The sequence below is a fragment of the Spirosoma endophyticum genome, assembly GCF_900112365.1.
Taxonomy (GTDB): domain Bacteria; phylum Bacteroidota; class Bacteroidia; order Cytophagales; family Spirosomataceae; genus Spirosoma; species Spirosoma endophyticum.
On the sequence record NZ_FOLQ01000005.1, the window covers coordinates 109,210 to 129,585 of the forward strand.

At 46.6% G+C, this 20,376-nt stretch carries 21 protein-coding genes and 1 tRNA gene; 3 read left to right on the forward strand and 19 right to left on the reverse strand.

The genetic code is table 11. From position 1 onward, the window contains the following. The first annotated feature begins 40 nt into the window (after window positions 1-40). The 3 genes from rnr (at window position 41) to BM202_RS15115 (ending at window position 3,993) form a co-directional block, all read left to right on the forward strand. Window positions 41-2,503 (forward strand): ribonuclease R, encoded by a 2,463-nt coding sequence (rnr, locus tag BM202_RS15105; RefSeq protein WP_093827481.1) that lies wholly within the window; start codon window positions 41-43, stop codon window positions 2,501-2,503. A 79-nt stretch (window positions 2,504-2,582) separates the two neighbouring features. Further along, a tRNA-Arg gene (locus tag BM202_RS15110) sits at window positions 2,583-2,654 on the forward strand. A 106-nt stretch (window positions 2,655-2,760) separates the two neighbouring features. Further along, window positions 2,761-3,993 (forward strand): site-specific integrase, encoded by a 1,233-nt coding sequence (locus BM202_RS15115; RefSeq protein WP_093827483.1) that lies wholly within the window; start codon window positions 2,761-2,763, stop codon window positions 3,991-3,993. 50 nt (window positions 3,994-4,043) lie between these two features. Here the strand turns inward: BM202_RS15115 and BM202_RS15120 are convergent, their stop codons facing one another. The 19 genes from BM202_RS15120 to BM202_RS15210 form a co-directional block, all read right to left on the reverse strand. Then, complete coding sequence (locus BM202_RS15120; protein WP_143100696.1) at window positions 4,044-4,634, reverse strand: hypothetical protein; 591 nt, start codon at window positions 4,632-4,634, stop codon at window positions 4,044-4,046. Window positions 4,635-4,665: 31 nt separating this feature from the next. Further along, window positions 4,666-5,358, reverse strand: coding sequence for a hypothetical protein (locus BM202_RS15125; RefSeq protein ID WP_093827487.1), 693 nt, complete (start codon window positions 5,356-5,358; stop codon window positions 4,666-4,668). Next, the gene (locus BM202_RS15130) at window positions 5,333-6,148 is read right to left on the reverse strand and encodes a TIGR04255 family protein (RefSeq protein WP_093827489.1); all 816 of its coding nucleotides are present in this window, start codon (window positions 6,146-6,148) and stop codon (window positions 5,333-5,335) included. Before BM202_RS15130 ends, BM202_RS15125 begins: the two co-directional genes overlap by 26 nt. 215 nt (window positions 6,149-6,363) lie before the next feature. Then, window positions 6,364-6,672 (reverse strand): hypothetical protein, encoded by a 309-nt coding sequence (locus BM202_RS15135; protein ID WP_093827491.1) that lies wholly within the window; start codon window positions 6,670-6,672, stop codon window positions 6,364-6,366. 167 nt (window positions 6,673-6,839) lie between these two features. Further along, window positions 6,840-7,178, reverse strand: a complete 339-nt coding sequence (locus BM202_RS15140; RefSeq protein WP_093827493.1) for a hypothetical protein — start codon at window positions 7,176-7,178, stop codon at window positions 6,840-6,842. A 60-nt stretch (window positions 7,179-7,238) separates the two neighbouring features. Then, the gene (locus tag BM202_RS15145) at window positions 7,239-8,654 is read right to left on the reverse strand and encodes a hypothetical protein (RefSeq protein ID WP_093827495.1); all 1,416 of its coding nucleotides are present in this window, start codon (window positions 8,652-8,654) and stop codon (window positions 7,239-7,241) included. A 1-nt stretch (window position 8,655) separates the two neighbouring features. Beyond that, entirely contained in the window at window positions 8,656-12,303 is a 3,648-nt protein-coding gene (locus BM202_RS15150; protein WP_093827497.1) for a hypothetical protein, read from the reverse strand. A gap of 70 nt (window positions 12,304-12,373) precedes the next feature. Beyond that, a complete protein-coding gene (locus BM202_RS15155; RefSeq protein ID WP_093827499.1) occupies window positions 12,374-12,820 on the reverse strand; it encodes a M15 family metallopeptidase in 447 nt (148 codons plus the stop codon). 64 nt (window positions 12,821-12,884) lie between these two features. Beyond that, window positions 12,885-13,412, reverse strand: coding sequence for a hypothetical protein (locus BM202_RS15160; RefSeq protein WP_093827501.1), 528 nt, complete (start codon window positions 13,410-13,412; stop codon window positions 12,885-12,887). Between the two features lie 2 nt (window positions 13,413-13,414). Continuing rightward, entirely contained in the window at window positions 13,415-15,445 is a 2,031-nt protein-coding gene (locus tag BM202_RS15165; RefSeq protein WP_093827503.1) for a DUF5977 domain-containing protein, read from the reverse strand. Beyond that, on the reverse strand, window positions 15,442-15,912 hold the full coding sequence (locus BM202_RS15170; RefSeq protein ID WP_143100697.1) for a hypothetical protein: 471 nt from the start codon (window positions 15,910-15,912) through the stop codon (window positions 15,442-15,444). The genes BM202_RS15165 and BM202_RS15170 overlap by 4 nt, the downstream gene beginning before the upstream one ends. Further along, complete coding sequence (locus BM202_RS15175; RefSeq protein ID WP_093827507.1) at window positions 15,909-16,274, reverse strand: hypothetical protein; 366 nt, start codon at window positions 16,272-16,274, stop codon at window positions 15,909-15,911. Before BM202_RS15175 ends, BM202_RS15170 begins: the two co-directional genes overlap by 4 nt. Window positions 16,275-16,324: 50 nt before the next feature. Further along, on the reverse strand, window positions 16,325-16,873 hold the full coding sequence (locus BM202_RS15180; protein ID WP_093827508.1) for a hypothetical protein: 549 nt from the start codon (window positions 16,871-16,873) through the stop codon (window positions 16,325-16,327). Between the two features lie 152 nt (window positions 16,874-17,025). Next, entirely contained in the window at window positions 17,026-17,871 is an 846-nt protein-coding gene (locus BM202_RS15185; protein WP_093827510.1) for a hypothetical protein, read from the reverse strand. Further along, a complete protein-coding gene (locus tag BM202_RS15190; RefSeq protein WP_093827512.1) occupies window positions 17,868-18,218 on the reverse strand; it encodes a hypothetical protein in 351 nt (116 codons plus the stop codon). The genes BM202_RS15185 and BM202_RS15190 overlap by 4 nt, the downstream gene beginning before the upstream one ends. Beyond that, complete coding sequence (locus tag BM202_RS15195) at window positions 18,196-18,513, reverse strand: hypothetical protein (RefSeq protein ID WP_093827514.1); 318 nt, start codon at window positions 18,511-18,513, stop codon at window positions 18,196-18,198. Before BM202_RS15195 ends, BM202_RS15190 begins: the two co-directional genes overlap by 23 nt. Then, the gene (locus BM202_RS15200) at window positions 18,510-18,812 is read right to left on the reverse strand and encodes a hypothetical protein (RefSeq protein WP_093827516.1); all 303 of its coding nucleotides are present in this window, start codon (window positions 18,810-18,812) and stop codon (window positions 18,510-18,512) included. The genes BM202_RS15195 and BM202_RS15200 overlap by 4 nt, the downstream gene beginning before the upstream one ends. Before the next feature lie 177 nt (window positions 18,813-18,989). Further along, on the reverse strand, window positions 18,990-19,493 hold the full coding sequence (locus tag BM202_RS15205) for a hypothetical protein (RefSeq protein ID WP_093827518.1): 504 nt from the start codon (window positions 19,491-19,493) through the stop codon (window positions 18,990-18,992). A gap of 83 nt (window positions 19,494-19,576) precedes the next feature. Next, entirely contained in the window at window positions 19,577-20,368 is a 792-nt protein-coding gene (locus tag BM202_RS15210; protein ID WP_093827520.1) for a hypothetical protein, read from the reverse strand. Window positions 20,369-20,376: the final 8 nt, after the last annotated feature.

The window sequence follows — 20,376 nt, forward strand, 5'->3', positions numbered from 1 at the left end:
TATTTAACATTTTAGCTTGCTGATATAGCGAGCACATAACATGAAAAACGGAAAACCGAAACAAGACAAATATAGTAAGGCCGGATCAGCCAAATCCGGCACCGGACAGCCTCATACGGCTCGTCCGCGTGAAAAGGGCATAGAAAAATCAGCAAAAACTCGGCCTATTCAACAGGCTGATTCTTTTCTGGACGAAATGAAAAACGACCTGATGGCATTTTTTCAGGTAAATGATGATCAGTCGTTTACCCAGCAACAGGTACTCGATCACTTCGATACGGGCGACCGTAGGATGAAACTGATTATGCATGGCCTCATTGGTGAACTCACGGATGAAGGTTCCATTATCCGCCAGGCCGATGGTAGCTACCGTGCCGATGCCGACGCGAACATTATCGAGGGCGTAGTCGACCACGTAAACTCACGGTTTGCGTTCGTCATTCCTACGACGGCCAGTGGCATTCGGGGGGATCGCAACAATGATATCTGGGTCTCGACTGACGACCTTGCCGGAGCTGTTGATGGCGACCGCGTACGGGTGGTTCGCTTTAATGACTCAGGCAACCGCAGCAGACGCGTTGAAGGTAAAATTGCGAATGTTATCGAACGGGGACGTACTGAACTGGTCGGTCGCATTGAAGTGTGGCCAACCTATGGATTTGTCGTTCCTGACAGCAAGAAGATTTACGATGACATTTTCATTCCCAAAGAAAAACTTGGCGGAGCCAGCGATGGCGAAAAAGTCATTGTACGTTTGACCAAATTTCCTGATCCAAAAAGCAATAAACAACGCTTTGAAGGTGAGGTTATTACCGTTCTGGGCGTAGCGGGTCAAAACAACACTGAAATGCACGCTATTCTGGCTGAATTCGGTTTGCCCATTCATTTTCCGGCCGATGTTGAGCAGGAAGCGGATGCTATTCCAACCAAAATTCTGGCGAAGGATTTAGCCAAACGGCGCGACATGCGTGAGGTAACGACCTTCACCATTGACCCTGTTGACGCCAAAGATTTCGACGATGCCCTGTCGGTGCAATTACTCGACAATGGCAATTACGAAATCGGTATTCATATCGCCGACGTAACGCATTACGTTCTGCCCGGCACGAAACTGGAAGAAGAAGCCTACAAACGAGCGACGTCAGTCTATCTGGTGGATCGCGTGGTGCCCATGCTTCCCGAAAAGCTGTCCAACGGCCTGTGTTCACTACGTCCTAACGAAGACAAACTCACTTTCTCGGCCGTCTTCGAACTAACACCCGAAGCCAAAATCGTGAATGAGTGGTTTGGTCGAACGGCCATTCACTCGAACCGGCGTTTTGCTTACGAAGAAGCACAGGACATCCTGAACAACAACAGTGGCGATTATCTGGAAGAGCTTCGTTTGCTGAACGAACTGGCCTACAAGCTTCGCGATGAACGGTTCAAAAATGGAGCCATCAATTTTGAGACGGTTGAAGTGAGGTTCCGCCTGGATGAGAACGGCGTTCCGCTGGGCGTTTACCCGAAAATTCGGCAGGACACCAACAAACTCATTGAGGAATTCATGCTGCTAGCTAACAAACGGGTGGCTGAGTTTGTGCATTCGCTATCGAAACGGAATAAGAATGGCGAAGAGAACACCATGGTGTATCGCGTTCACGAAGGCCCGGATGATGAGAAACTGCGCAGTTTCTCCGAGTTTGCCCGTAAGCTCGGCTATAAACTGAACGTAGACGATGAGCAACTCTCGAAATCCATGAATCGGTTTATGGCCAGCATCGAAGGCAAACCCGAAGCCGGGATGTTGCAAAAACTGGCCGTGCGCACCATGTCGAAAGCCCGGTACAGCACGGAAGATCTTGGGCATTTTGGTCTGGCTTTCCGACGGTATTCGCACTTCACGTCTCCCATTCGGCGTTACCCCGACATGATGGCGCATCGGTTATTGCAGCATTATTTAGACAAAGGCAAACCCGCCGACCGCGACGAATATGAAGACAAATGCCGACACTCGTCGGAGCGGGAAAAAATGGCCGCCGAAGCCGAACGGGCCAGCATCAAATACAAACAGGTTGAGTTCATGAGTCGTATGGCACCCGACCAGGTATTTGAAGGTGTTATTTCGGGTGTTACGGAATTCGGCTTCTTTGTCGAAATCACCGAGAATAACTGCGAAGGTTTAGTCCGGATGCAGGATCTGACTGATGATTACTACGACTTTGATAAGGATAACTACCGGATCATTGGCCAGCGTCATAAGAAAATGTACACCTTCGGCGACGCGGTGGTTGTCAGTTTGAAAGAAACGAATCTCGCCCGCCGAAGCATGGATTTTAAACTGGTAAGTGATAAAGCAGGACGAGCAACGGATTCAGATCTTGAGCAACGTAGCAATACGCGAAGTTCACGCTCGGGCAATTCGCGGACAGCATCTTCATCACGATCAGGAGGCAGTTCTAAACGTAGTGAAGGTCCAGCGGCTAAGGGCGAAAATCGCCGTGGAGGCCGCGGACGTCGGTAAAAAACACGAGTTGTTCAGCGATAGACTTGGATTTTAGTGGTCCGATTCCGTATCTTTGCACTCCCAAAAGGGACATCCTGCTTCCGTAGTTCAATGGATAGAATTTCGGTTTCCGGTACCGACGATAGGGGTTCGAATCCCTTCGGGAGCACGAAACAGTACCAAAACCGCCTATACGCATCGTATAGGCGGTTTTTCTTTTACGAATCCTTTTACTAACCGGAATAAACACCCCCCTTTTTACGAATATTTTACGAATGGGAAAGACCCAACCTACCGCCCAGAACTTCAATAAAAAGGTCATTATTAAGGTTGATTACATTAAAAAAGACGGCACTTGCCCACTATACATCCATGTAAGTATTGACGGCGAATTCGACCGAATACCCCTAAAACTGTCTTGGTCCAAAGATTTTTTTGACCGGGACGCTGGAAAAATTCTTCCCCGGCGCAAGGATGACAAAGACGCGTCAGACTATCAATTAATGATTGATACGGAAGTTGGGAAGATCAATGAAATCTTCAAGGAATACCGTTTGAGTGGAAAAACGTTGACCATTGGCCAACTACTGAAGGACTACAATTCATTTACGTCCCGGAAGGATTTTTTCACGTTTTACCAGAATGACGCCAATGAACGCTATAAGCGGAGGAAGATTGAATTAGGGACCAAAAAAGGCCAACTTGCTAGCCTTAACAGCCTGAAAGAGTATTGGGCATGGGAACAAGCCAAAAAGAAAAAAGGCGAACCGGACCACTTACCCTTCAACGCGTTGACGCCTAAACTTCTGGAAAACTTCAGGGCGTGGCTGAAGTCTCATAAAGACAACATTCCGTCCACCACTGAAAACCACATGAAGAACATACGGACGTATGTGAAGCGGGCGTTGGCGGACGGCAACGTATTTGATGACCCGTTTAAAACCGTTAAAGTAACCAAGCCCGAAACGTGGCCGGATGTCCTGACAGTGGATCAATTGGAAAGCCTAATGAAGCTGTTTAATGACGAAAGTATTCCAGGAACATGGACGGCTATATTACGACACTTCCTATTCTCCTGCTTCACTGGCTTGCGAATATCAGACGTCAAGGCAGTCAACCATGACAACGTGAAAGGTGATTGGTTGGTCATTATGCCAAAGAAGACATTGGGCAAACAAAAGACCGTTAGGATACCACTTCACCCTATGGCCACGGCGTTAATTCAAACGTCCATTGGTTATCTGTTTGAAACGTATTCAGAGCAATACACCAACCGGAAATTGGGAAAAATAGGGGACGCGGCCGGAATAGATTTCAAGCTAAAAACCCACACCGCCCGGCATACTTTCGGGACGCTGTTTATTGAGTTGGGGGGGGACGTGGTAACGCTTAAAGATTACATGGGACACCGCGATCTTGGGACAACTATGAAGTATGTCCACATCAGTGAAAAGCGAAAGAAGGAGAGGATAAATGTTTTTGATAAGCTATTCAAGAAGGAACTTTAACAACCATTTATTGATAAAGAAGAAAGAATTGAAAAACCAATATTCATTTCTCAATTTAATTCACCGCTAGTCCAAGCATTTGAATCCATATCATTGTCAGGAAATAGTCTAGCTTGGTCTGCTAGAGTTTCCATTAACAATATTTGCTCTCCTGTCAATTGTTGGTCTTTTATTGGTGTAAACCCAAGTTTTATATCAGCATGGGCTATATTACTATCTATTGGTGAGTATATTACATCGCCTTGCATATCTAGCGATCTTGAAACTTCCCGAACTTCTGAGGCTAATAATACCGCCAACCCAAAATAAGTTCTTCTTTTATCGGGCTTTTCGTTCTCTTTACCGGATTGTTTGCAAAAATCAGCATTACTATATTCTAACCTAGTGACAGAAATCTCATCCATGTCAACAGGAGAGGAAAATGCTTGATACCTTAGTTCATTAACTTTTTTCTTGAGATGAATGGGGGCATAAACGGTACGTACTATTCGCTCTGAATCAGCAACTATATTAGGAATCAATATACCACTTTCCGTATAATTATCTTTATTAATTTCTGCACCATTCAATACTTCTGTAGAAGTATTGAATGGTGCCACCATAGGGTTATACACTTGATGAACATCAAGTGTATGCTCCATTTTATCTGACACATTACTATTAATCTTTCCTTTATAAGCAACTAATATGCTGATCCAATTGGTTAACAGTCTCAGTATTGATTTGAACATTATTGAAGAACTTGGGCTTTGGATAGGAGTTTAGTTTAATGTAGTAAGAAAAGGTTTTAGAGCCAACTTCTAAAGACACTTTCTCTCCCATCCCATTATCCCATTTTACCGAGACGGTACTATTTGAATTTGGATAAACAAGGCTTATTTTGTTTAAAGACGATTTGCCTAACTTTTCAACTAAGGCTATCGCATTTGCTGCACTAGCCGCTCCTAAAGGATTGGCCCCATATCCATCCCAATCTTCTTCCATTTCCGTAAAGGAATTAATTGCATTAATTAAATCGCGACGGATTGGTTTACAGTTAAGACCACTTATTTTGTTCAAATAAGCATCAAGTTGCTTATCCACTGTTTCTAAATATTCCTTCAAACTTTGCTCATTACTTTGATCTATAAGAACAATCTGCTGACCAAGCACGTTTGAGGGGGTAAAAACAGCTCCCATCATTCCCCCGGCAAGTACAAGAACCTTGCTAGAAATACTTCCCGTTTTAACTTGACTATAAGCACCATTAGTGCTTCCGTTTATTAGCTTGTTTTCAACTATTGAATCCAGAGTTTTAGCCCCATACTCCGAATCAGAAAAATTATTTATTTGTATAAGTTCAGGAATTTGTTGGTGTGTGGTCATTTTGCTTTAAGACTAGTTTAGCGGTGTCAGAAATAACCCAATTAAAAACGTTGAAAATTTCATCATTGATTGATAAAAAACTAGCTTCTAATTCATCAACTTTAACTTGGCTCTGTTTGAAAATATCAATATCAATTACATACTCACCACTGTTATTATTAATCTCAGGAACAATTAACCCATATTTTAAATTCATCGAACCTGCATCGGACACATAACTGACAGAATGAATGGATTGTTGTATTAATTGACGATTAGGAAAACGCAAATAGTCAACCCCAGCATTAGCACTAATCATATATGATGAAAAGTCAATAGACGGGGTTTGTCCGCCATTTTTATATGCAAAATTTATCATATTTATTTTCCTGATCGCAATGCGATTAAATACGCTTATTTCACATAAAGAGAATATGCCACTTATTTTATCTATTTCTGCATTCAGATTTTCAAAGTTTTTATACGCTGGACCTTGTATAATATAGGTAATAGACTCATTATCAACAGACAACATCTTCTGTCCATCTTCTGACTTTAGTTCGTATGCCGGTGACAACGGTGTTTTAGGCTTGAATACAGGACCGTCAGCTTCTTCTTTTATTTCAAAGTCTCGAACCAGGCTGGTGTTTAGTTGGGGCAATAAATCCTTCATGATTGCTACTATACCATCTTTTCTTGTCGCAATCAGATCATTTGACGCAAACTTTACTTGCCAGATTACCTGTCGTAGAAAATTTTGTGTAAACGTTTTAGCTTCTGACCTATCAGATTTGGGAAATCCAAACATCATTTTCCTATTTTCGGACAAAAATAGCCTTTTATTTCTTGCATTGTGAAAGAGGCTATAAATTAGCCTCACATTCTTTTTACTTAAGCTTACAGCGTTTCAGCTTCTTTTGTAAAGCCTCCGTGCATTAGCAATACTATGGCTTGTTGCAAATCAACTCACTATATGTCAGTTAATTATGTTAAATCTAAAATTTTTTAGATTTTCTTAGCTATTGGTCAAACTGCTTGTTCTGTTTCCAATTCAGTAACTAGCAATTCTTCAAATAAAGGAAGTGTATTTCCCCACATGAGAACGGAAGGCGTTGGCGTACCTGTTCCGTTTGCGACTACGCCAAAGCCAATCAGCTTCAGTTTTTCAATCAACATCATAATCTGAAGCGCCGGAAGCTTCGATCGTTTGCCGGATAGGAACTTGGCCAAGTTGCCTTCAGGAATCCCAGCCGCTTTCTGAATGTAACTGACTGATAACATTCCACGCCGTTCCGGGTCAAGCATAAACGCCCGGATAGTTTCCTCAATCGTCATAAAAGTTTAAAATATTATATGATTAACCATCAGATGATTGCCCTTGCAACCACGCCCCAATATTAGGGCATTTTATCTATTTGCCCAAATGTTTGGGCATTTTTATTTTTAACCATAAAAAAAGCCCTTCCGACGTGAAAGGGCTTTTTTTGCGATTATTAATCAGTCTATCTTATACTAAGTTTCGGATTAAACAAAACTGTTTGAAGTCCAATAAAATCAGTTGAATTAAGAAAATCTTCGACTGAAGTTACAGGTTGTATACTTTCATCATTCGGAGATACTTTAACTCTACGCCGTACTTGCTCAGGCAATAACTCCCACCATTGTCTTAGCGTGTTGGTGACATCTTCTATATCGTTACCTATATTTTTGGCTTTAGCTTCCTTAAAAAATCTTTCGGCTTCTATAGGTATATCTTCATTATAGTCATGCACGTCTACATGGTATACTACCCGTTTATCAGTATTAGAATCAGCAATTAAATAAATCCAAAATGTAGCCATTATTTTACGATCATGTTCATATTCATGAAACACAGACAACTTCAAAGCCGTTCATCATAGTCATACCTTCCAAAGCTCCAATTCCGCCGGAATTATTTTTTCATCCGCGCCCAAAACAGCCTTGTATCCGCCAATTAGGTAGTTCACGCCCCGGATGTGAACCTTGTTTCTGAAGCTGAAGCGGGCCAAATCCGCGGGCGTCAATACCACCGCTTTCCGAATCAGGAACGTATTGACCTTAAAGCGTTCAAATTGCTTCCAATACGTATCAACCAGATTCCCCGGACCACTCCAAACCAAGGCTTTTCCATTGCGTTCATTCGTGGCCACTGGCTTCCCATCAACCATCCCATTCCAAAACAGCAACTTAGGCAATGACCGGGCCGCGTTTTCTTTGTTGGACGGACTAATCCCGGCTTGACTGGTCATGGCCAGCCCGGAAACCGGATTGGTCTGCAACGTACTGAAAGCGGACCGTATGGGCGTCACAGAACCGCCAACGGCGTTCCCTATTTCCGGCGTTGAATACGTGCCGAACGCGTCAGGAATGGGCTTCATTAAGGCGTCATTGTTGTCAATGTTATACGACAGTTCAAGCCTGTTTTGGAGGTCTGGAACCTTTGCGTGTGTGGGTGCAACTTTGGCCGTCCAATCCAGCAACACGTCAGCTTTCAGGATGTCGTCAACAAAATCAATGGTTACTTCTTTGCGCCGGATGTCAAAATCTAGGTATAGATTGAATAGCTGACGTAGGGCCTTCAGGACGTCCGGGAAGTTCATTTCCGGCAAGTGATTCTGAAGCAGGATAGCCGCTTGACCGTCCAACGTAGACAGGTTATAAAGCAACAATTGGGATAAATCCGGGTCATCAAAAAAGTTGCCTTTAAAAAACCAACCCGTTTCCAAACCAAACGCATCAAAAAGCCAGCGCAACGCCAACATGGGGACACGCCCGGCCGGGTCATAACCGGCTTCCGCGGAATAATTGTTGACAATCCCGCTGAAGCCAGTAACGGCCGCGTTACCATATAGCCCGGCGTTTTCGATCATGGGAAACCGAACGGACGCGGACAGTAAGCCAGCGGACGCGGACAGGTCTTCAGGAATCGACAGTGACCCAAAGTTTATATCTGTCAACATGGTTGTCTGATAGTCGCCAAACGCTTCCCCCAAGTTTTGCGTAAAATACAGATTATAGCTTCCCGGCGGTGAGTCCTGTATCATCACATAACCCCGTTCAATTAGCTGGGAATTGACGTACTTTTCACAATAAAACTTCCGGTTTGCAAACGATACTTGGGCCGAATTGAAGAAGCCCAAGACCCGCCGGTTTTTGATTGTATCCGGCAACGTGAAGCCATAGACCCGCGTTCCCCGAACCGTTGTAAAGTCCAACATTGGGTTGAATCCTTCCAGAACCAACGTGGTTCCGGGAAGGAGTTCAACGCTTTCACCATTCAAACGAATATCAACCATTTTATAAGTCAGATTTGCCCGCTACGACGTTGATTTGATTCCAAACGTTCACAACAGTAGACACGGACACGGACAGTTCCTTGGCCGCAATTCGGGCCAAGTAGCCGTTGGCCGTATCCTGACCGGAAACCACCTGACCAACCTGACCTTTTATGGCCGTCGTGAAGGCGTCATTCTGGGCGGCAAACGAGTTCAGGAAGTCACCCGCCAAAAACGCTTCCATACTCTTCAGCGTGGCCACCGTTTCTTCCGTATTGGCCGCAATGTCATCCATTAGTTGCTGACTCTTCTGAATTTCGGCGGACGTGGCCGTAATACCGGCGGCCGTGGATGTGTATTCCGCGTTATCGGTTATATAGCTAGTATCCCCAAGACCACCTGTATCATACATCCGGCGGCCGCTAATGCGTTTTAAGCCGCCTTTTTCGTAGGATGACCGCTTGCCAACATAATCCCCATACGTTCCACCGTCCCCATATATGGGCGCTCCGTTTCGATGAAGGGACGAATCCAACAACATATCCACGGTTTCTTTATTGTTCTTGTAGGTATTGCGGGAAAGAATCATGAATGGTTCATCCCCTTCCATTTCGCCAACTTCCGTCCCGGTCCGCCGGTCAATCATACTGATACCGGCTTCCCCATACTTACTTCCATGACGACTTCCCCGAACTACGCCCGCGTTTTTCACCTTCCCGGAACCCCCTTTGGCAAAGTCCGGCGGTTCCTGCTTGTTAATGGTTGACACTTGGGCGGCTACTGCAATAGCAGCCGCGGCCACGCCAATCAAACCCAGCGGCCAACCCATAGTTGCCAGTGACATAATGGCGGCCTGAGCGCCCCCAATGATAGCCTGAGTAATGGACAACGCCTTCTGACGTCGCCACGCTTTCAACTTTTCTTCTTTCTCAATTTCAGCGTACCGTTTGTTGATTTCGCCGGTTTTGGCTTCATATTCTTCCTTTGAAAGCAACCCCTTGTCATACAATTCTTTATTCTTGGCCAACTCCGCGTTTTTCTCTTTTTCCAGCTTGGCCAACTGAGATTCCAAGTATTTCTGATTCAAGGTCTGAAGCGTATCAACGGCTTTACTTGCAATGTCAAGAATCTGGGTTGACGTCTTGGAAAAGTTCTGAAGCTTGGTATCTTGGGCGGCCGCGTCATTCTTCAGCTTCTTATTCAGGAAGTCCATAAACTTGGAATAGTCCCCTTCCATCAGACTATCCACGGCGTTGAAGAATTGGTCCGTATTGGCTTTCCGCTTGGCCAAATTCTCTTCCATCAACCGCGTTTTATTCTGCTCATAATTGGCATCTGACGCGGACAATTGCGCCTTCAGCCGTTCGTCAATTGACCTATTCGCTTCCGCCCGGCGTTCGGTATCCTGAATTAATGCCTGATTTTTGGCCTTTTCTTCAGCGGCTTCCGTTTCCAGCTTTTGACGGTTGTACTGATATTCCGCTTTTAACTTTTCAAGCTTGGCTTCATAAATTTTATCCGCGTTATCCTTGGCGTTTATCAGTTTAAGGTCCGACGTGGCCACCATTTCCCGATACTCATTTTCAAACAGCGTTTTGGTCTGCTTGTACTGAGCGTCCCGCAATTGTTGGGACTTCTTTTCTTCGTCAGCCCTATGTTTATCATTGACCGCTTGGACGTCAGTGACCAACTTATCATTTATCAATTTGACCGTTTCCTGACGCCGGGTTTCATCGGTTATATACTTAGTGGCGTAATCCGTATCCCGTTTCGCTTGGGACTGCAATTCGGCAATTTTGCGGGCGGAATCGTCATTCAGAAGTTTGGCTTTCAGGATGTCCAACTTGTTGTTGACTTCCGTTTCTTCTTTCTCCTTTTTAGCGCGGGCGTCTTCTTCAGCCTTGGCAATTTTGGACTCCCGTTCAGTAGCCAGAAGCGCCAATTGGGTTTCCTTGGTCTTGGCTGACGCCAACGATTTGTTGACGGCGGCCGTTTCCCGGTCGTAATGCAAGTTGATTTCAGCCACCTTCCGTTCCGCTTCGTCGGCAATGGCTTTCACCTGCATATCCGCTATTTTCTTCAGGCTATCTTGTTCCGCTTTTTCGGATTCTTTGGCCCGTTTTTCGGCTTCTTTCTTGGCTTCAGCCGTTACCGTTTGACCCGTTTTGGCATGGTCCGCGGTAATGTTGGCGTTGGCTTTTTTGGTCGTGTCTTCCCGCTTCGTTTCGTTATCCGCCCAAACTTTGTCCATGGCCTTGCCATTTTCTTCAAAGTTTTTGACCAACGTGTCAAAGTTGGCCGTTGGGTTGATTTTGAAGTTGGCCCCGAAGAAGTTCATCACTTCCTTCCCCTTGTTCATCAACGCGGACAGTCCATCCGCCATTAGCTGAACGGCGGACACGCCAGCGATTAACGCAGTAGCCGCCAACCGGAACGCCACCGTAATGGCATCGACTACAATAGACGTCCCCTTGGCTTTATCATCGTACCCGAACATAGTACGGATAAGGGTTTCCAGCGACGCGCCGAACCGGGAACCGACGTCCACTAAATCCCCCATACTTTCACGGACCGGCGCGGTTCCCTTCCATATTTCAATGAAGGCGTCAATCAGTTCATTTCCGACGCCAACCAGTTTTTTGAAAGCGTCCGACGAATCCCCGCCAATCGTGGCTTCAAGCCGGTTGAAATTATCATCAAGATTAGAAAGTTGACCGTCCAACGTGTCCGAAATTTTGGCCGTCATTCCCATCACACCTTCCATTCCGCCAAACGCTTCAATGGCACTCATGACGCCTTCTTCCGTCCGGTCAACGGTCTGGGTCATTTCCTTGAATTTCATGGTTACTTTGTCGCCTTCCGTAGTAACCTTGATTCCAAATTCATTCCAGCGTTCCGTATTATTGACGTCATTGATTGCTTCCACCAAATCCCCCATGGGCTTCCCGGTCGCGTTGGCCACGTCTGCCAGTTTCATCAATTCTTCCTGACCGGGACGAAGGCCCCGGTTGGCTAATTTGATATAGCCGTCCGTCAGTTCTTCCACGCCAAAATTGGTTTTGGCGGCAAACTCGGTTATCATATTGAAGGCGGCCGCGCCCGCTTCAGCACTCCCCAAGGTTGTTTCCAAGATAGCGTTGTACTTCTCAAACGTCCGGGTAGTTTCAACCACGTCCTGACCAAATTCATAAATGGCTTCAGCCGCTTCCGTAATGGCTTCAAAGGTAAACGCACCCATAAAAGCACCTTTGAATGAATCCCAGACGCCTTTTTGTTCGTCGGCATCATCCTTCAGTCCGCGGACTTCTTTGCGGACTTTTTCAATACGTTCGTCCACTTCTTGGACGTCCTTCATTTTTTCAATCCATTCGTCAGACCCAATCTTCAGGTCCCGAAGTTCCCGGTTTAAAAGTCTGGAACTGGCTTGCAATTCAGCCATGGACGCGTCATTCAAATCAACATTTTTGACGAGTTCCTTCATCTCGTCATTGACTTCCTTCTGTTGATTTTTCAGGGCCTTCCACGCGTCGGACCCTTCTTCCCCGGCGTCCTTCATATCGCGCAGGGCCTTGTTGATGTCTTTGGCTTGCGACTGAAGGGAAAGAAGGGTTTTATCCGCTTCATCCCCTTCAATTTCCACCTTCAATTTGGCGGTTTCTGTGTTGTTCATGGATATATAAAAAAAGCTTCAGACCAAGTTGGACTGAAGCTTTCCCCCATAACAGGACAGTATTTTGGCCCTACTTTTTGGGCATATTTTCCCACCCGGTTAACTCAAAATGTGGCCGGTCCTGAAGCTTTTTGAAGTTGCCGCCCCATGTGATTCCGGCCGTTTTCAACATCAGCTTGGCAAAGTCATTGAACAAGGTCAAATCATTCCAATACGTCTTTCCCTTATCATCCTGGAATCCTACATCAAAAGCGTATGACGGGTTGAAATTATGGGGACTTTGACCGGCGCGGGCGTTGGTCACGAATTCGTCAGGTTCGTCAATTTTGCCGTCCCCATCATTGTCTTTTTTGTCCGTGGGTTGGGCAAACAAGGCGTTTTGCTCAACACCCGGCCGAAACGTGGCCGTCAGAAACGGGAAGGGCCGTTTTGGGTTATTGATCTTCCATTCCACTTCCGCTTTCCCATACGCATAGGCAAGCATAGGGTGAAGGTCATTGATACTACGTGAAGCCATAATAAAAAAGGGTTGATACTGAAGCGAATGTCAGCACCAACCCACCCCGGCGGAAGGACGGCTTTTATTCGCCGTTCGTTTCCAATTTGTTCTTCAGGTTTAAGGTAATCCACTCGGACGCCCGCCAACGGACGCGCTGTTTGGCCGCGTTGATAACCTTCATTTTGCCGTCATTGTACCACGTCCCGCGGTAGTCCCGTTTCACGGAAGGGATTCGGCGTCTACCCATGGCAATAGCCCAAGCAAGCCGCCGGGTTGCGTTCTTCACGGTTGGAACCTGCTTTCCTTCATAGCCTTGAACATACGCGAACTTATCCAAGCCAATCTTGTCCACAAAGAATTCCATGGCTTCCGCGGGCGGCATATGGGACCCATACCGTAAATAGGCCATATCCTTAAACCGGCCGTATTCCCGGAAGTCAAATTCCATTGTCAACTGATTCACCTGACGCAATACATGAAACTGAAAATCCTGCTTCAGTTCTTCCGTCAGCTCCAAGCCAGCGCGTTCAATGTTGCGCCGGAAAGCGTCAATGGCTTCTTGGGCAATTTCAACCGCTTCGTCCGTGAAGTCTTCCAAAAACTCTTCCATAACTAAACTATATCTTCTAACCGGAAGTAAAACTTATCCCCTACCCCAAACGCAAACCCATCCGGCAAAAAGTCCGTGAACTGATAGCCGTCCTGATTCATAACCAGATTTTTAGTCGTCAGCAACACCCCGTTTTTATAGGTCATCAACCGCTTCTTGGTCCCGGAAATGCCGTACACGTTAATATTCAGATAGCCGTAGGTTGTGGCCGGGAAGTTTAAATCATTTGAGCCAAACGCAAACGTATTGACATTATCCGGCGCTTGATAGTTGATGTAATTTCCCCATACCGGATACTTGTCATAATTGCGGAAAACAACGGCCATTTTCGTGGGCGTACTACTTCTATAGTGCCACTTGTCAGCCGGAACAACCACGTTGTACAGTTCCGGCGCAATGATACACGTCCCGTTCACGTCAACATATGCCTGAGTATTTAGGCGCGTGAATTCAGCTTCCGCCTTGGCGTTGGCGTCCTTCAAACTTAATTCACTCCCATAGGTTCCGGCCGGAATCACAATGGTAGCCGGGCCGCCAACCTGACCGGCCGGACAGTTGGACCGGACCACCGTAGTAGGGCGGTTAATGGCCACAGACAGAAACGGCGTTGTCTGACACGCCAACGAATAATCCGGCGGAATGTAGCCTTCAGAACCCGGAAGGTTTGGCTTTATGGGTGCATTGACCACCCGGACGCCCGTATCCAAATAATACTTTTCAATCATGGTAACGGCCATTAATCCGGTCCGTATCCCGTTGGCATTTAACAGACACGCCATGGCCTTGGGACGCCACCCCGTTGGGCGAACCGAACCGGCGGCCGGACTGATTGGCAAGTTGCTGAAGTTGCGTTCCGGGTTGGCATAGCGGAACGTTAACAGACGCCCAATGGGGCCTTCATCGTCCACCGTCTGTTTAATGGTTTCCAGCGTTGGCAGTAAGGGAAGGAACGCCCGGTCCGTGACCACATAGGCGTCTTTTGTCAATACCAGTTCCATTAAATAATTGCGGGCGGTCTGACTCATCCAACCGGAATTGACCGTCAGTTGACGGTCCCCCGTTACGGCATCAATCACTTTTTCGGCGTACTGAGGGCTGAAGCTATAATCTGAATAACGGTCTGATACGGTCCGCGTGGCCTTGACTTCTTCTTCCCCTTGGCCGGTTAAACTTATGGTATCATACCCACCCAGCGAATTGGCAAACAAAATGAAGCGGACGTTCCGGCGGAATTCCGGGTCCATTCGATAGGTCCGTACTTCCGTTAATCGGTTCCCGGATTCATCTTCCAACCAAACCTGATAAGCCGCCACCGGGACCGTTCGGTTGTTAAGGCCCAAGGCGTCCGGGCCAACGGCCGCCGAAAAGACCGTCATGGGCGTCAGGTTGGTCAGACTTGATACTGTGAAGAAGTCCCGGTCTTGATCGGGAAGGGACGTAATAACTTCACAAATCAGATTCAGTTGGGCCGGGACCGGCGAACAATTGCACAACCAGTATAGAAATTCGGGTTGGCCGGGTTGCACCCGCTTTCCATCTTCCGCCCACGTCAAAAAGCGCCCATTCTTACCAATGAAGTCCGTGAAGAACGTATCCTTATAGGCTAGAAAGTCACGTTCCGCCACGCCCGCTTTAATGGCATATTGAACCGTTGACGTATCTTCCGACAACAAGACGTCATTGTTTTCAATCCGGGTTTTGACGTAGTAAGGCGTTACTAATCCATCACAGACAGACAATCCGGTTTGCCCAAATGTTGGGGCCGTCCGATAAAGCAGACTTTCCAATTGGTCTTGTAACTCAAAAAAAGTGCCGCGGAAAATGGTTCCACCGGCCACCGATTCCGGCGGACTTTCGCTTCCTTCAAATTCAATCAACTGGCTGAAGGTATTGGCCCCGTAGTAGTCCCGGACCATGAGTTGAAGAAAGTAGCGCAACCCGGACCGCCCAACAATGGCCACCGGGTCCGCGGCATCCACATTCACAACAATAGGATTTAAGGCCAGATTTAACGGCAAAAATGAAGCGGTCATGGTTTGTAAATAGTTGCGTTGATATTTAAGTCCATCAGCAGTTCAAGCCGGAAACCAAAATTCCCGTCAACCCACAATTGAGAAACCGGATACTTCCGTTGTCCTTCCAACTCCATGTCAATAATCCCGGCTTTCCGGTCGGCTCTCATTTTGGCCTGTAAGTCCGTTACGATCTGATAGCCCAAGGAATAGGCGTCAATCTGGGCGTCATTGTCATCCAGTGGCGCAGTAACCAGCGCCGTAATGCCCACACTGAAGCGGTCATTTATGTGGGCGGCTCCGTTGTCTATTGTTGTGGCCACCGGCTCTTCCAACCATAAGAATGGATAATCGAACTCTTCAAGGGACCGGGCAAAAGCAATCCCTTTTTCCACGCTCCCAAAACAGAAGAATTTTAAATCAGGATGACCCGTTGCAAAGGCTTTGAAGTAATCACTGAAGGTTTTCAGATTGGCGTTTAACATCATGGCTTCAGAAAAATTGAAATGAAATAATTGACGTCTAGGGCATCAATACCCATGAAGTCAGCAAAGCCCAAGATTGCGTCCTTCTGGATTGTATAAATGGAAGGAACAAACGTATGAACGCCCGGTCCGTGGCCTTCACAGCAAGAAAAATCAGCATTGCATTCGTTACTAAATGGATTGTGCCAAGCCACGCCTGCCTCCCTAAGTTCGTTCTGAAGCTGAAGCACTTTCAAATACAATTCCGGGCTTTCTTTAGTCCACTTGAATTCCGGCGTTTTCCTATAGTCTGTAGTCAACATTTTGACGGCGTTTAGATTGTACAACATGAAGGTATTGACCGCCCATGGCTTCCAATAGGACATAAAAAAGCCCGACCAATTAATTGGTCGGGCTTTTTTGTAACTAACAACCCTTATATATTTTTTAGCGCGTCTTCGACATCAACGTCGATTCCCTCTTCACTTAATAGCACTAGCAAATCATTGAAATAATATACGGAAGGATAGTCTTTGTAAAATAATTTTAAGCTGAATTCTGAGCCGAAGTTTCCGTTAACTAAATACTTTTCGACATTTATTTTTTCTTTTTCATATACAAAATTCACATTACAATATCCTGTATCAACAATATAATTGTTTCGAGGAAAACCAATGTTTATCATCATCCCAGAGACACAGATGTCACCTAAGAAGTACAACTTACCTCCCTTCATTTCAGATTCGACAAAACCAATAGATTTAAGTAATTCAGGGGATGTCCTTAATTTTTCTATTTCGCGAAATCTGGCCCAAATACGAGCATCGCTATCAACGAGACTTATATTACATACCTGTTCACCCAAACGTGTTTCAATCTCTTCAATTTTACCAATATATTGAGAGCGTGGTGGCAACCCCAATGTTCTCGTACTGCCTGTGTATTTAACATAATCACCAACTGAAAAAAGCGAATTTTCTTCCATACGTTTCTTAATTTATTAGTATTGCTATCTACTCAGACAACACCCTTAAACAGTTTTAATTGTTAGGCCAGTTCCGTCATTTAAACTAAAAAAGCCCGGCCACAACACGGACCGGGCTTTCCCTTCATCTCTGTTTAACCTAACCCCCTATGTCAATCCGTTTCCCGTAAAGCGCGGGCGTTGGCCCGTTTTATCTTCTTGTTGTTATCCCGCAGATACAGCCAAATCGTATGACCGTTCTGACGGCACACCTTATCAAAATCCCCAAAAACGCCGTCTTTGGCAATGTCCATCAACGTAGTGACCAAGCCTTCCCCGTTCAGATACAAGGGCGCTTCTTCTTCAGCGTTCGGGTCCGGCTCATACACATCCTGATATTGCTTCAGGAAGCGACCGTTCATGGCTTCAAAGTACTGGGTGACGGCCATAATGACGCCAAAGGGTAGTCTGCCAAATTGGACGGACCGTTCTTCCGCCAAGATTGTGTTGTATTCTTCCCGCTTGTCGCCACTCCAATCAACCGATTTTTGGAACGTCTTCAAGTCCTTCCGGGCCGGTCGGCACAACGTAGCGATCAACAGCCGGACGGACGCCGGATTGGGCTTTTCCGGGCGCGTGAACGCTAAATATTGAATGTTGGCTATGGCAATTTCCACGGCCGTAGTATTGCTGAAATTATCGTCAGGAAGTAGGTAGGCCACGCCGTCCAAGCTGAAGGATTCAAACGGCTTTTCTGATATTTTGGTTGACCATATCCACTTCGTCAACCGGCCAAGACTAAACCAATGATCGTCCGTCAAATCAGCCAGATACTTACCCAATTCAGGAAGCAGGACTTTCAAGGCCAGCGCCTTCAGCTTCCCGGCTCCCATCGGGTCTTCATCTTCATTGAGTTCAACCAACTGAAGCGGAAGCAACCGGATTTTTTGTTCTTCCGTACATTCCGCCCAAGATTCAGCCACTTTATAGGGCTTGTCGTTAATTCTGACCGTCTTCATTTAAACACGTTTATAAGGTTTGTCGCCAACTCCAATAATGTCAAAACAGCGACAGACCGCCAAACCCAATTTTCCGCCCTTGACCCCTTCAATTTAGCTTCTGTAGTGGATAGTTTTTCCTTCAGCGGACCATTGGCCCGGCCGCTACTGTCTAACTTGACAGCAACCCGGACCAACTGAAGTTTCAATCCCAACTTTTCACTTTGCGAGTCGTGAAGGTCCGTCCGAAGTTGTCCGGTCCGCACCTTCAGGAATTCAAAGTGGCTTAATGAATCCAGTACGGCGCGGGCGTTGCTGACGTACTGCTTTACGGCCGCCACGCTATCACCTTGGAACCGTGTATTCATTGATTGCCCGGACAGCTTCAAGGTCAGAAAGAGACTGAATACTGTCAGAAACCATTTTAAGCTGAAGTAGTAAGATTTTGTCATCTTTTACGGTAAGTAAGGAATCCGACGTTTTCAACCGGCTTTCATAAATCACTTTGTCAATTTCGGCTTGTTGGGCCAACCATTGCTGACGCATGGCTTCCTTTTCTTCCATACAAACCAGATTTTCCCGGCCGTTCACGTACTGGCAAACCATCCAAGTGGCGGCCGTCAGGATGACGGCCACCACTACTTCAATTAGGATTCGTTTCATTTCACCACCTTGGCCAACAGTTGGTCAACGATAGCGCCAAACACGGACTTCCCGCTCCGCTTGGCGTCATCCATGGGAAGCGTTGACACGCCAGCAACGGCCGCCGAAATGTAGCCAGCCACTTCAATGACTTTTGACGCCAGCGCCGGAAGGAAGATGTCATGGCCAGCCAGATTAGACCGGAACACGGTCAGACCGGCGGCAACGGCCGCAATCACTACACCCCATTTTTGGAGTTTGACAAATAGACTTGGGCTTGGCGTCTGCAAGCGGTCCAGAATTGACGGTTGTTTTTCCATTGGATTGATTGGTTTTACTGGTTTGATCTTTACCCGGTTCCGGCCATTCTAAGGGCGGAAGCAGACTTGGGTATTTGGGAGAATGACGGCCGGACGGAAGACTTAATTTGATAAGTAAATACATCCCCAAACAGGCAACGGCAATACCTAGCGTCATCCCTTCGTAAAAGTCCTGAGTCATTTTTTTGGGTGTTTAGACTGCCAATAGGGAGTCAGCCAGTTGGCAATTAATTTGATGTCGGACGTTCGGCGGTAATTGACATAACAGCCCGCTTTTGTCCCCTTCCCGCCGGTCGTATTGAAGCCGATAACTTTTACCATGTCATCTTCATCCGGGTCAAAGTCATCTTGGGCCAAGCCTTCAATGTGGGAAGCAAACAGGGAAACGGCGTCCATTCGTTGGGGCTTCCGGCCAATCCGTTGGTTTCCCCGGCCGTTGCGCTTGTAAATGATCTTAGACGCGTCCCGGAAGTAGGAACTGACCATTCCAACCCCATCCCCAACCGGAAGCCGTATTCCATTCAACGCATGACAGTAGTTAAAAGCGGACGCGCAGTAATGGGACCGGGTTGGCAAATCAAAGGATTGATTGATAATGGCTATCCATGTAGCGTCATTGTTGCCGGTCCGTTCGGTCATCCCAATAAAGCGCGCGGCCGTGTCATAAACGGCTTGTCTCATAGCCGCTTCCGACTCAAATGAAAAAGCTGACGATTGCCTAGATTTTAAGGCAACCGTCAGCTTTGACGTTTTTTTGGGTTGCCCTATGGTTTGACGTTGTGGGAAACTGCTAAGTAAAACAGCAAGCCCAACGATAAGATAATAGTGATAATACTTCGTTGCCATGGCGTTAAGTCTTCAAAGAATTCTGTGTAAAAATCCTTCTTTGATTTCATGAATGGCAGGACGTAATTTCCCATAAACGGCGCAACGATAAACAGCAGTAACAAGGCCAAGGGGATGTCAATGAACACCACCATTTTTTCATACATCAACTTTTGCATGGACGTATCATCATAGGCGTTCATTTTTTCGTCCGCCTGAAGGCCATGGTTTATTTCGCGTATGTTGTCCCCGAAATTGTTGAATTGTCCGTGGAAGTACAGCACAGCAACCAGAACCGCCAACACCTGACAAACGGCCACCGCCCAACGGTTCCGCTGAAAGAAGGTTTGATGACGGACCGCCGGTTGATCGGCTTTCCGAACAATACCCAATTCCGATTCCAGACGGCCAACTTCCAAGTCAGCTTCCGTTGCCCATTCGTACAATTGGCGCTTTTCGGCTTCACTGGTTGTTTCTCTGGCTTCCCGGCGGAAGTTGACGCCCGCGTCTTTCGCCTTATTCAACTGAACTGTCAGACGGTTCCGTTCTTCAGCGGCCGCGGCTTGCTTCTGTTGCTGAAGCTGGGCTTTCCGTTGTGCCAAGCCTTCTTCAACGGCTTGAATCTCCAATTCTTCTTCCGTTAGCCCGGCGGCTTCAATATTTTCAAACGTCATTGGCTTCCCGTGGAGTGGAACGGTTTTTCCTTGAAATGGGCTTGTTGAATCGTTCATGGATACCA